The organism is Arthrobacter sp. 2RAF22 (assembly GCF_052115325.1).
In the GTDB taxonomy this organism is placed as follows: Bacteria; Actinomycetota; Actinomycetes; order Actinomycetales; family Micrococcaceae; genus Arthrobacter.
Map to the genome: position 1 here is coordinate 97,635 of NZ_JBFRGL010000001.1, position 12,150 is coordinate 109,784.

The following is a 12,150-nucleotide window of genomic DNA, read 5'->3' on the forward strand; positions in this document are numbered from 1 at the left end:
TTGCGCCGAACCATGCACCGGCAACTACGCGCTCAGGGCGTCGGCGCCGGCCACGATTTCGGAAAGCTCCTGCGTGATCTCAGCCTGGCGGGCCGTGTTGCGCAGACGCGTGTACTTCTTGATCAGTTCGGTCGCATTGTCGCCTGCCGACTTCATGGCGCGCTGGCGGGCGGCGAGCTCGGAAGCCGCTGCCTGCAACATTGCCGCGAAGATGCGGGACTCGATGTAACGCGGAAGAAGAGCGTCAAGCACCTGCTCCGACTCCGGTTCGAACTCGTACAGCGGCAGAAGCTCGGACTCGCTGACTGCCTGCTCTTCGACCTCGAGCGGCAGCAGACGGACAACCGTGGGCTCCTGCGTCACCATCGACTTGAAGCGGGTGTAAACGACGTGGATCTCATCCACGCCACCCTCAGCGAAGTCGTTGGCGAACTCTTCGAGAAGAGCGGCGCCGACTTCCTTGGCAGTCTCGAATTCCGGTGCGTCCGTTCCGCCGGTCCACACGCGGGAGTACGAACGGCTGCGGAAGTCGAAGTATGCCTGGGCCTTGCGGCCAACCAGGTAGGTCTTGACTTCCTTGCCCTCTGCCCGGAGAAGCTCGTTGAGACCTTCAGCCTTCTTGAGCACGCTTGCGGAGTAAGAACCAGCCAGGCCACGGTCCGAGGTGATGACCAGGACGGCGGCACGGCGGATCTGCTCCGGCTCGGTGACTAGCGGGTGATCGATTTCGCTCTGGCTTGCGACAGCAGAAACAGCACGGGTAATCGCGTTTGCGTAGGGCGTCGAAGCTGCAACGCGGGCGCGGGCCTTACCGATGCGCGAGGTAGCGATCAGTTCCATCGCCTTGAAGATCTTGCGCATCGACGTCGTCGAGCTGATCTTCTGGCGGTAGACCCGGATCTGGGCTCCCATACATTTCCTTTCCTAAGATCCCGATGGATCAGCGGCTAAGGCTTTGGCGAAGGTACCGGGCCTGCGGATTCCGCAGGCCCGGTAACCAATGCTCTAGCGCTTCTGCTTGACGATCTTTTCCTGGTCGACTTCGCCACCGGAAATCGCTTCGTGCTCTTCGTGGCCGGCGCCAACCAAGCGGTTGTCGCCCTCCCCGAAGAAGCCCTTCTTGAAGTCGATGATCGAGGACTTCAGCGCTTCAGCGGTGTCGTCGTCCAGGACGTTGGTCTGCGCCAGCGTGGTCAGGATGGAGGACTTGTGCTTGAGGTGCTCCAGGAACTCGGACTCGAAACGGCTGACATCCTCAACCGGAACGTCGTCCAAGTAGCCCTTCGTACCGGCCCAGATGGAGACAACCTGGTCCTCGACCGGGAACGGCGAGTACTGGCCCTGCTTGAGCAGTTCCATCAGGCGGGCACCACGGGTCAGCTGCTGGCGTGACGCCGCGTCGAGGTCGGACGCGAACATCGCGAAGGCCTGCATGTCGCGGTACTGCGCCAGGTCCAGCTTCAAGGTACCGGAGACCTTCTTCATGGACTTGACCTGTGCCGCACCACCAACACGGGACACGGACACGCCGACGTCAACAGCGGGGCGCTGGTTGGCGTTGAACAGGTCCGACTGCAGGAAGATCTGGCCGTCGGTGATGGAGATGACGTTGGTCGGGATGTAGGCCGAGACGTCGTTCGCCTTGGTTTCCACGATCGGAAGACCGGTCATCGAGCCTGCGCCGAGCTCATCGGAGAGCTTGGCACAACGCTCCAGCAGACGGGAGTGCAAGTAGAAAACGTCACCCGGGTACGCTTCGCGTCCCGGCGGGCGGCGGAGCAGCAGGGACACTGCACGGTAGGCTTCGGCCTGCTTCGACAGGTCGTCGAAGATCACCAGGACGTGCTTGCCGCCGTACATCCAGTGCTGGCCGATGGCCGAGCCGGCGTACGGAGCCAGGTACTTGAAGCCGGCCGGGTCGGATGCCGGAGACGCCACGATGGTGGTGTATTCCAGCGCGCCGTGGTCTTCCAGGGTCTGGCGGACGGCAGCGATGGTGGAAGCCTTCTGGCCGACACCGACGTAAACGCAGCGCACCTGCTTGGTGACATCGCCCGAAGCCCAGTTGGCCTTCTGGTTGATGATGGTGTCCACGGCGATCGCGGTCTTGCCGGTCTGGCGGTCACCGATGATCAGCTGGCGCTGGCCACGGCCGATCGGAATCATGGCGTCGATTGCCTTGAGACCGGTCTGCATGGGCTCGTGAACCGACTTACGCTGGGTCACGCCCGGAGCCTGGAGTTCCAGGGCACGGGTGGTCTCGGCCTTGATCTCGCCGAGGTCGTCGATCGGCTGGCCCAAGGGGTCAACTACGCGGCCAAGGAAGGCGTCGCCTACCGGGACGGACAGGATTTCACCGGTGCGGTGGACTTCCTGGCCTTCTTCGATACCGGTGAAGTCACCGAGGATGATGACGCCGATTTCGCGGACGTCGAGGTTCTGGGCCAAGCCCAGGGTGCCGTCTTCGAAGCGAAGCAGCTCGTTCGCCATGACCGAGGGAAGGCCCTCAACACGGGCGATGCCGTCACTTGCGGCGGTCACGCGGCCGACCTCTACGCGCTCTGCGTTTCCGGGTTCGTAGGACGCCGCGAACTCGTTCAACGCATTACGGACGTCGTCGGCGTTGATGGTCAATTCGGCCATCTGCAGTCCCTGCTCTCCTGTTTTCGTGATCATCGTTGCTCACGATGACCGGTGTTTGTATCAGTTAAGTTGTGCTTGTCTGGCTAGCCAGCGAGTTGCCGGCGGAGTTCGGACAGGCGGGCTACGACGGAAGCGTCAACCACTTCGTCTGCCACCTGGACCCGGATTCCACCGATCAGAGTTGGATCAACGCTGACGTTGACCTTCAGCTCGCGGCCGTAGAGGGCATCAAGCCCGGCCTGCAGACGGCTGGCCTGCGCATCCGTCAACGGACGGGTAACGCGGACAGTTGCGATCCAGCGCTGCTGGCGCTTGGCTGCAAGCTTGGCGAAATTGTCGATGAGCTTGCTCGGCTTGACGCCGCGCGGCTGCGATACGGCCTGGGCGATGAGGAGCTGGGCTTCCGGGCTTGCGCCAGGAACCAACTTCTCCGCCAGGCTGATCTTGGCCGCGGCACTTGCCTGCGACTCTCCCAGGGCACGTTGTACCTCGTGGCTGGAAGCAACGGTCTGGTTGAAAGCAAACAGATCGTTTTCCAGCTCTTCCAGCCCCGTGATTCCGGAGGCAGAAACGGCCGACTTGTTTTCAGCCACGGCGATGACCACCGTGGCGGCAAGAGTCTCGAGTGCATCGCCGATATCGCGTGCCGATGCCCAGCGTGAGCTGGCCAATCCACTCGCGATTTCCGCAGCATCAGCGGAGACTTTCCCGCCAACCAGCTGCTTGACCAGCGCCGACTTTTCTTCTCCGCTGCGGGAGGGGTCAGTCAGGGCGCGGCGCAAGCCAGCCGAGCTGTCCACCGTTCCCAGGATTCCGAAGAGGTCCTTAGCCAACTGCAGCGAGGCCGTCGGAAGCGTGGCTTCCAACTGCTCCAGCGCCTTGGTCAGCGATTCGCTCGATACACCTGCCATTACTTAGCTGCACCTGCGCTCTGGGTCTCCAGATCTGCAAGGAAGCGGTCCACCACGCGGGCGGCACGCTCGTCATCGCTGAGCGATTCGCCAACGATGCGCTCTGCCAAAGTCGTGGCAAGGGTGCCCACCTCGGAACGCAGGGAGACAACAGCTGCCTGGCGCTCCGATTCGATCTGGGCGTACGCCTGCTCAGTGATGCGAGCCGACTCGGCTGCTGCCTTGGTCTTCAGCTCCGCGAGGATCTGGGCACCTTCGGCTCGAGCTTCTTCGCGGATGCGGTTGGCTTCGGCGCGGGCATCGTGGAGCTGCTGCTTGTACTCTTCGAGAGCTGCAGAAGCTTCGGCCTGGGCCTTTTCAGCCTTGGCAATGCCGCCCTCAATCGCCTCTGCGCGCTCGGCAAAGGTCTTCTCGAACATCGGGACAACAAACTTGACCACGATGTACAAGAGGACCACGAAGCCGGCGAAGACGACGCCCATTTCCCAGAGATTGGGAACGAGCGGATTAGCCGACTCGGCGGCACCTTGAGCGGCGGCTGAGATGATCTGCTGATTCATGTTTCACCCGTCCTTATCTACTCGGTTCTGAATGTTCGCTTGGTTCTTAGCGGTTTACTTGAGAACGAAAGCGAAGACCAGGCCGAGGATGGCGAGGGCTTCCGTCAGAGCCAGACCAAGGAACGCGATCGGCTGGAGCACGCGCTGGGCTTCCGGCTGACGTGCAACACCGTTGATGTAAGCAGCAAATACGAGACCCACACCGATACCACCGCCGATTGCGGAGAGACCGTAGCCAATGAGGTTAAGGGAGCCGTTGATGTCGCCGTTCATTGTATTCCTTTCAAGATGCCGCAGTCGCGGCAGGTTGTTTGGTTTGCTTCAACCCCCGAAGGGGAAGATTGAGGGGTTGTGCCTAGTGGCTGTCGGCGTGGAGCGCGCCTTCGATGTAGATCGCAGTCAGAAGGGTGAAGACGTATGCCTGAAGCACCATGATCAAGGCTTCGAGCATGTACATGGCGACGGCGCCAACAAGTACCAGCACGGATGCGCCTTTGAGAAGGACGTTCTCCTGCATGACAAGGAACTCAATACCGGAGCCGGCGATCATCACGATGAGGTGTCCGGCCATCATGGTGGCGAAGAGACGGAGGCTGTGCGTCACGGGCCGGACCAGGAAGTTGGAGATGATTTCGATCGGTACGACGATCGGCAGGATGTACCAAGGAACTCCGGAAGGAACCGTGGCCAGCTTGAAGTACTTCAGGCCGTTCTTCCTGATGCCGATGCCGATCCAGGTGACGTACACGACTGCGGCCAGCACATAGGCCCCGCCGACGTGCGAGAAGCTCGGAAGCTGGATCACGGGAATGGCGCCGTAGATGTTGTTCACCAGGATGAAGAAGAACAAGGAGAACAGAAGCGGCACGAACTTCATGAAGTCGCGGCCGCCGATAATGTCCTTGGCGATGCTGTTGCGGACGAAGCCGTAGGCCATCTCGCCTGCGAACTGCAGTTTGCCGGGAACCAACTGCTGCTTGCGTGCAGCAGCAATGAAGAATGTGGCGATAAGAACCACCGACAGGATCACCAGCAACATCTGCTTGGAGAAGCCATCGCTCGCACCCCACGGCAGGATAGCCGGCAGGTGCATTTGGTCGATTCCGGGAGGAGTGAAGGTCCCTGAATCCTGGGCCGGGAGCGCAAGCGCGATCAACGCGTTTCCTCTCTGCAGTGTCCATCATTGGGCGTTGTTGAGGATCCGGCCGCGTTTCTTGCAGCCATTTCCCGTGTGAAATTATTTGGCATTACTGTTCCCGTCCTGGGACGGACCACTGTCTGCTTTGCTTCCACCGGAAGACGAGCGATGACTTGTGAGGCCGTGCATATGGGAAAGATAGAACCCTCCTGCGGCTCCAAGCAGAGCGCCAAGGAGCACAATCCAGCGAGTCCCCCACAGATTATCCAGACCCCAGCCTATCAAACTCCAGACTATGATTCCGCCAACAATGTAGCTGAAGACGGCTATGCCGGCGTTGTATCCGCCGTCGCTTCCGTCGCTCACTTGCTCAGCGGAATCGCCGGTTTTTGGGGCATTGAGCGTAGCGGAGCGTCGCTTGTTCCTAGGAGTGAACATCGTCGCCCCCTTTGCCCGCTGCGGGGTCGTTGTAGATCTGGAGCCGGGCCTTGCTGAAGCCGTAGATTTCGGCGGCTTGCCACGAGACAACCGTGACGACGGCGCCGATCACGAACCAGCGTCCGTGCAGCCAGGCGGGCGCTCCCAAGACGAAGAGCACCACCGCGAAGCCGACCACCTTGACAAAGTAGCTGGCAACGAACAGGCCGACCGCGCCGGAGGGGTTATCCCGGCCGACGAAATGGCCGATCAGGAGGCTGATAGCAAAAAATGCCATCACGATCGCCCCGCCGAATGCGGCAGAGAGCACCCCTACGCCACCGTTCATGACCGCCGCAACAGCCGACGTTGCCGCGAGGGCCGCCACCGCCGTCGTCGAGCTGAGGAAAAGAAGCCGCAGCCACAGCGAAGACATGGAGCGGGGGGCAGCAACGCCGCTCGAGTCGGACTGCTGTCCGCCGGCGTTGGAGGTCATGGGGATGCCAATCGTCGTGGCAAGAATGCCAAATTCTCAAAAAGGGTGGGTGCGCGGGCGAGTGACTGTCCGCCCTAGAATTCTACATGAGATAGAACTGTGATGTTAACGCCCTCGTCACACATCGTCTACTGGGCAGCGCGCCCTTTTCGGACAAAGTAGGGCCAGGCCGTCACCCCGGCCATGATCAATGCGGCCACGATGTCGACCGTGAGGACCATCTGCCAGGGGAAGATGGCGAACGCGAGGCCTCCGAACGCCAGAATGCAGGTCCACACGTACATCATGAGCACCGCCGTGCGGTGGGTGTGGCCGAGCTCGATGAGCTTGTGGTGCAAGTGACCGCGATCCGCAGACCATGGCGATTGGCCGCGAGCTGTCCGCCGCAACACCGCCAAGCCGAGGTCCAGCAACGGCAGCGACAAAATCGCGAACGGCAGCAGGATGGGCACGATGGTCGGAATACCGTTGGCGCGGTCGTAGAGTCCGGAACTGATCTGGCCCGTGGACACCACACCGGCCGAGGCCATCACGAGGCCCAGAAGCATGGCGCCGGAGTCGCCCATGAAGATTTTGGCCGGGAACCAGTTATGCGGCAGGAATCCGATACAACAACCGACGATGATGGCCATCAGCAGCGCCGCCAGATCCGAGCGGTCCGTCAGCGTTGCATTGCGGTGGACCCAATACGCCGTCAGGAAGAACGCAACCCCGCCGATCGCGGCGACGCCGGCCGCGAGGCCATCGAGGCCATCGATGAAATTGACGGCGTTCATGGTGGTCACGATGAGGAGCGCAGTCAGGACAATCCGCAGCGGTTCCGCCTCGATCCGGATGGGTTCCGGGACAAAAGGAATCACGGACATCTGCACGCCCCAGACCGCAACGATCGTACCCGCCGTGCATTGACCGATCAGCTTGACCCACCAGCGGATGTCCATCACGTCGTCGGCAACACCAACCGCGACGATCACCAAGGCACCCGCCAGGATTCCCCACGGCGCACCGTTTCCGTGGAAGATGTCCTTCACGAAGAACGAATTGCTGGCTACCACGAGGGCCACGGCGAAGCCTGCGAAGAGTCCCAGGCCTCCGAGCCTGGAAATCGGGACTGAGTGCATATCCCGGCTGCGGATGGGGGCGAAAAGCCGGAGTTTGTTACCCATCTGGCGGGCTACCCACGTAGCGAGATACGACACGACGGCAGCCGTGAGCATCATGAGCGAATACATGATCACGTGGCGGCTCCTGTTGGCGGTGGTGGTGGATTACGTCCCTGGCGACTAGCTGCCGGCACAACACCTGCAACACCTCTGCGCACCGCCGAATATTGCTGTACTACAGTTGGACTCTGTCAAGATACTAGCGTCAACGGCGGCTTTGCTCCGTTTCACGCGCCCCTAGGGCGAGCCGGGAGGACCCTCCCCGCGAGTGCCCGGAAGGAACCCTACATGACTGTCTCCGTTGCCGTAGCGGCTGTGACCTTTGACCGCCCCGGAGAGCTAGCAGTCTTGCTCGACGCCATCAACAAGCAGTCCATGCCCGTGGACACCATTTGCCTCGTGGACAGCGGAACCATTCCTTCGCGGGAGCTTGCGTCAAGCCATCCAAAAGTGGACTACGTCCGCTCGGAGGCGAACCTGGGCGGCGCGGGCGGCTTCGCCCTCGCAATCCTCAAGGCTGTCGCCAGCGGCGCCGAATGGGTCTGGATCATGGACGACGACGCCGAACCCGGCGATCCTGCCTGTCTTGAAACCCTGGTTCGCGAAGCAGAGGCCCGCGGACTCGACGCCGTCGTGCCGCTCGTCGTTGCGCCCGGCCACCCGGACAAGCTCTCCTTCTTCTTCCGCATCGACGGCAAGGTGACCCACGAACGCGCCGAAGTCGAGAAGGCGGGGTTCCTGCCCGACGTCGGGCACTTCTTCAACGGCGCGCTCATCCGTTCCAATGTGTTCTTCAAAGTGGGAGTGCCGGATATCCGGCTGTTCATCCGGGGCGACGAGGTGGACTTCATGATCCGCCTCAGGAAAGCGGGAATCCGCTTCGGTACCGTCGCGACGGCCTGGATTAGCCACCCGCACGCGTTTTCCGAGACAAAGCACGTCTTCGGCGCGCGCTGGCACGTGATCGTGCCGGATTCGGCGTTCAAGCGATACTTCTACTACCGCAACCGCGGCTACTTGATCCGCCGCTACCGCCGCGGAAAATCCATGGTGGCCGACGTCGGAGGCTACTTGGGCTACTTCCTCCCCCGGGGTGACTTCCGCGGGCTCGCCGAATGGTTCCGGGCGTTCTCCGCCGGCTTGCGGGACAAGGGCTTTGGCCCCCTGGAGGACCAGAAGTTCTAGCGGTCCTGCCGGGCGCTTCGGTTCAGGCGCTGTTCCTGCCGGAGAGCCGACGGCGGACCAGCAGGCCGAGGAGCACCCACGGCTCGCCGAAGACCCTGTAGGCGACGCGTCCCGGGTGCAGGACGAGCCGCCATGCCCATTCGAGCCCGAGGCGGCCCAGCCAGCGTGGAGCGAGCTTCTGGAGGCCCGCCAACTGCTCGATGGCGCCACCCACGGTGCAGTAGACGGCAGGCGGAAGCTCGTCGAGACGGCGGTGCAGGACCGATTCCTGCAGCGGCATTCCAAGGCCAAGAAGCACGAGTTGCGGGCGGAATTCCGCGAGCCAGGCGACGGCGGCCTCTTCGCTGTCATCGTCCCAATTCTCACCGGGCCGCCCGGAGACCTCGGCGCCCGGCACGATTTTGCGGAGGCGCTCCACCGTCTTGCTGTTGGCCTCGGGGCCGGCGCCGACGACGGCGATCCTGCGCAGGCCTTCGACGCCGCCTAGCGCCGGCACCCAGTCAGTGGATCCCAGACGGTATTCCATCAACCCCGCGGCATCGCCCCGTGAAGCTCCGCGCCGTCCAAGTCCCCAGAGCATGGCGACAGGCGCACCATCCATGAGCACCACATCGCTGCGTTCATAGAGGCGGCGGAAATCCGGGCTCGAATGGAACAGCGTGACGCTGTGCAGATTGTGCCCGAGGACAACCTTGGTGGTGCCGTCCGAAACGTACCCGCTGATGGCCTCGATGAGTTCGTCGGCGCACAGTGCGGTGACGTCTACGTCCAGAAGGGGAACGCGATCCCGGACCAGGCTCATTCGGCCCTGGTCTCCGTGTGGACAGGGGTCTCGGCCTGTTCCTCCGGGGCTGTTTCCGTCTCGGACGCCGGTTCCGCCGCTGTTTCAGCCGCGGCCGTTTCAGGCGCCGGTTCAGTGTCAGGTGCGGCTTCAGCCGCGGGTTCGGGCGCGGCTTCCCCGAGGGCCAGCACTCCGGGAACAATCTCGCGGAGGCGCTCCAGGGAAATCGCACCATCGCGGACCACCCGAAGCGGCAGCGCGGTGGCGTCGACAATCGTGGACGCTACGGACTCGGTTCCCTCGACAGGCCGGAAGCCGCCCTCAAGGTACACCTCGACCGATTCAGCAAGCTGGGTCCTCGCCTCGGAGGCTGTCTGCGCGGCGGCCTGGCCGGTGCGGTTTGCCGAGGACACCGCTAGCGGTCCGGTGCGGTTGAGCAGTTCAAGCGCAATTTCATCGTCGGGCATGCGCAGGGCCACGGTTCCGCGGGTCTCCCCCAGGTCCCAATCCAAGGACGGCTGGGCGTGGAAGATCAGCGTCAGGCCGCCGGGCCAGAAGGCTTCCGCGAGCTTGCGGGCTTCTTCCGATACATCGGTTGCCAGCCCGTCCAGCGCATTGAGCCGCGGAATCAGCACCGGGGGCGGCATATGGCGGCCGCGGCCTTTCGAGACAAGCAGCATGGTCACGGCTTGCGGCGAGAAAGCGTCGGCGGCAATGCCGTAGACAGTGTCCGTCGGCATGACGACACACTTTTTCTCGCTGATGGCGCGCTGCGCATGCTCCAGGCCTTCGGCGCGTTGTTCCTCTGACGTGCAGTTGTAGCTTGTGGTCACAGCGCTATTCTTTCATTTCCCGGAGGCAGCGATTGCCAACACTGCGCTCGTGGCACGTTCCTTGCCATTGAGATCGAGGTGGGTGGCGACGTGCGTCCAGCAACCGGCAGCCTTCAGGTGTTCGGCAATCCAGCCCGCCTGCACTTCCGCGTGCTCCATCACGAAGTAGCCGCCGCCCTTGAGGAGCCGGGCAGCGGAGGCTGCAGCCGCCGTCGGAAGCTCCATTCCGTCCGCTCCCCCGCCGTACAGTGCCTCCGGCGGATCGTGCAGCGCCACTTCAGGTTCGTTCGGAATTGCTTCAGCCGGGATATAGGGCGGATTGGAAACGACGACGTCGAACGTTCCGTCGTGTTCGGGCAGTGCATTGCGAAGGTCGCCTTGCACGAGCTTCACTCCGAGGGGCTTCAGGTTCTTCGCGGCCCAGGCGTGGGCGAACGTGCTGAATTCGACGGCGTGGACCTCGGCCCCGGGCACTTCGTGGGCGATCGACGCCGCGATGGCGCCGGAGCCTGTGCCAAGGTCAACCACCTTGGGGTGCTCGAGTCCCTGGAGGTGGTCGATGACGAGCTGGACCACGGATTCCGTTTCCGGTCGCGGAATGAACACGCCAGGGCCCACGGCGAGCGTGAGGTAGCGGAAGTGCGCGACGCCGGTGATGTGCTGGAGCGGGACGCGCTGGGCCCGCTCGGCCACCAAGTCCGCGTAGCCTTCCGGGGCCTCGGAATCGCCCAGCAGCATGGCGCGCAGGCGGCCGAGGCCGACGCCCAGGAGGTGTTCCGCGAGGAGTTCAGCGTCCACGCGCGGAGTGGGGACTCCGGCGTCGGACAGGATGGCTGTTGCCTCGCGGACAGCGTCGGCGAGGCTTTGGCCCGGAAAGAACGTCATGAAGATCCTTGCAGGCTGTTACTCGCCCAGGGCATCCAGGCGCGACTGTTCATCCATTTCGATGGCCGATTGGATGACCGGCTCCAGGTCGCCGTTCATGACGGCGTCGAGGTTGTAGGCCTTGTAGCCCGTCCGGTGGTCGGCAATCCGGTTTTCGGGGAAGTTGTACGTGCGAATGCGCTCGGAACGGTCCATGGTGCGGATCTGCGACTTGCGCTGGGCCGAGTTCTCGGCGTCGATCTGCTCCTGCTGGTGTGCCAGGATACGGGCACGAAGGACGCGCATGCCGGCTTCACGGTTCTGGAGCTGGGACTTTTCGTTCTGCATGGCCACCACGATGCCCGTGGGGAGGTGCGTAATGCGGACGGCAGAGTCCGTGGTGTTGACGGATTGGCCGCCGGGACCTGAAGACCGGTAGACGTCGATCTTGAGGTCGTTCTGGTTGATTTCGAGCTCTTCAGGCTCATCCACTTCGGGAAGCACGAGTACGCCGGCCGCGGACGTGTGGATGCGGCCCTGCGACTCCGTGACGGGAACACGCTGGACGCGGTGCACGCCGCCTTCGAACTTCAAGCGGGCATAGACGCCTTCTGCGGGATCGTTCGAGTTGCCCTTGACGGCCATCTGGACGTCCTTGTAGCCTCCCAGGTCCGATTCCGTGGCCGAAATGAGTTCGGTCTTCCACCCGCGGGACTCGGCGTAACGCATGTACATGCGCAGCAGGTCCCCGGCGAAGAGCGCAGCTTCGTCGCCGCCTTCGCCGCCCTTGACCTCGAGAATGACGTTGCGGGCGTCGTCGGGATCGCGAGGGATCAGCAGCCTGCGCAACTTCTCCTGCGCTGCCGGAAGCTTCGCCTCGATTTCGTCTACCTCGGCAGCAAATTCGGCGTCCTCGGAAGCCATTTCCTTGGCCGCTTCGAGATCGTCCATGAGCCCGCGCCAACGGTTGTACGCCTCAACGATGCCCTGCAACTGGGCAGAGCGCCGCCCCAACTTGCGGGCCAAAGCCTGGTCGGCATAAACGGCAGGATCACTCAACTGCGCCTGGATAGCAGCATGCTCGTCAAGCAATCCCTGTACGGACTCAAACATTTTCAAACCTCTTTCGACTTCTACAAGTCTAATAACTGCAACGCGG

14 protein-coding genes are annotated in these 12,150 nt (G+C 62.8%); 1 reads left to right on the top strand and 13 read right to left on the bottom strand.

Going from position 1 to position 12,150, the window contains the following annotated elements:
- Positions 1 to 24: 24 nt before the first annotated feature.
- The 9 genes from AB4068_RS00460 to AB4068_RS00500 form a co-directional block, all read right to left on the bottom strand.
- Positions 25 to 912, bottom strand: a complete 888-nt coding sequence (locus tag AB4068_RS00460) for a F0F1 ATP synthase subunit gamma (protein WP_059387614.1) — start codon at positions 910 to 912, stop codon at positions 25 to 27.
- 93 nt (positions 913 to 1,005) lie between these two features.
- Positions 1,006 to 2,643 (bottom strand): F0F1 ATP synthase subunit alpha, encoded by a 1,638-nt coding sequence (gene atpA / locus AB4068_RS00465; protein ID WP_078108478.1) that lies wholly within the window; start codon positions 2,641 to 2,643, stop codon positions 1,006 to 1,008.
- A gap of 83 nt (positions 2,644 to 2,726) precedes the next feature.
- Positions 2,727 to 3,554, bottom strand: a complete 828-nt coding sequence (locus AB4068_RS00470) for a F0F1 ATP synthase subunit delta (RefSeq protein ID WP_284988407.1) — start codon at positions 3,552 to 3,554, stop codon at positions 2,727 to 2,729.
- A complete protein-coding gene (locus AB4068_RS00475) occupies positions 3,554 to 4,114 on the bottom strand; it encodes a F0F1 ATP synthase subunit B (protein WP_078108476.1) in 561 nt (186 codons plus the stop codon). Before AB4068_RS00475 ends, AB4068_RS00470 begins: the two co-directional genes overlap by 1 nt.
- A gap of 54 nt (positions 4,115 to 4,168) precedes the next feature.
- Entirely contained in the window at positions 4,169 to 4,387 is a 219-nt protein-coding gene (gene atpE / locus AB4068_RS00480) for an ATP synthase F0 subunit C (RefSeq protein ID WP_028264751.1), read from the bottom strand.
- Positions 4,388 to 4,469: 82 nt separating this feature from the next.
- Positions 4,470 to 5,270, bottom strand: a complete 801-nt coding sequence (gene atpB / locus AB4068_RS00485; protein WP_059387612.1) for a F0F1 ATP synthase subunit A — start codon at positions 5,268 to 5,270, stop codon at positions 4,470 to 4,472.
- An 81-nt stretch (positions 5,271 to 5,351) separates the two neighbouring features.
- Positions 5,352 to 5,690: a hypothetical protein gene (locus AB4068_RS00490; RefSeq protein WP_084784335.1), complete on the bottom strand. Its 339-nt coding sequence runs from the start codon at positions 5,688 to 5,690 to the stop codon at positions 5,352 to 5,354.
- Positions 5,677 to 6,165, bottom strand: coding sequence for a hypothetical protein (locus tag AB4068_RS00495; RefSeq protein WP_306960917.1), 489 nt, complete (start codon positions 6,163 to 6,165; stop codon positions 5,677 to 5,679). The genes AB4068_RS00490 and AB4068_RS00495 overlap by 14 nt, the downstream gene beginning before the upstream one ends.
- A gap of 128 nt (positions 6,166 to 6,293) precedes the next feature.
- On the bottom strand, positions 6,294 to 7,403 hold the full coding sequence (locus tag AB4068_RS00500) for an MraY family glycosyltransferase (protein ID WP_284988410.1): 1,110 nt from the start codon (positions 7,401 to 7,403) through the stop codon (positions 6,294 to 6,296).
- 213 nt (positions 7,404 to 7,616) lie between these two features.
- Here AB4068_RS00500 and AB4068_RS00505 point away from each other — a divergent pair, with 213 nt between their 5' ends.
- Positions 7,617 to 8,513: a glycosyltransferase gene (locus AB4068_RS00505; RefSeq protein WP_306960920.1), complete on the top strand. Its 897-nt coding sequence runs from the start codon at positions 7,617 to 7,619 to the stop codon at positions 8,511 to 8,513.
- Positions 8,514 to 8,535: 22 nt separating this feature from the next.
- Here AB4068_RS00505 and AB4068_RS00510 read toward each other — a convergent pair whose 3' ends face one another.
- Genes AB4068_RS00510 through prfA form a run of 4 tightly spaced genes read right to left on the bottom strand, consistent with a single transcriptional unit; the run spans position 8,536 to position 12,104 of the window.
- The gene (locus AB4068_RS00510) at positions 8,536 to 9,315 is read right to left on the bottom strand and encodes a WecB/TagA/CpsF family glycosyltransferase (RefSeq protein WP_306960921.1); all 780 of its coding nucleotides are present in this window, start codon (positions 9,313 to 9,315) and stop codon (positions 8,536 to 8,538) included.
- Positions 9,312 to 10,127: an L-threonylcarbamoyladenylate synthase gene (locus AB4068_RS00515; RefSeq protein ID WP_284988413.1), complete on the bottom strand. Its 816-nt coding sequence runs from the start codon at positions 10,125 to 10,127 to the stop codon at positions 9,312 to 9,314. Before AB4068_RS00515 ends, AB4068_RS00510 begins: the two co-directional genes overlap by 4 nt.
- A 12-nt stretch (positions 10,128 to 10,139) precedes the next feature.
- Positions 10,140 to 11,012 (bottom strand): peptide chain release factor N(5)-glutamine methyltransferase, encoded by an 873-nt coding sequence (prmC, locus tag AB4068_RS00520; protein WP_284988414.1) that lies wholly within the window; start codon positions 11,010 to 11,012, stop codon positions 10,140 to 10,142.
- An 18-nt stretch (positions 11,013 to 11,030) separates the two neighbouring features.
- Entirely contained in the window at positions 11,031 to 12,104 is a 1,074-nt protein-coding gene (prfA, locus tag AB4068_RS00525; protein WP_028264759.1) for a peptide chain release factor 1, read from the bottom strand.
- Positions 12,105 to 12,150 lie beyond the last annotated feature (46 nt).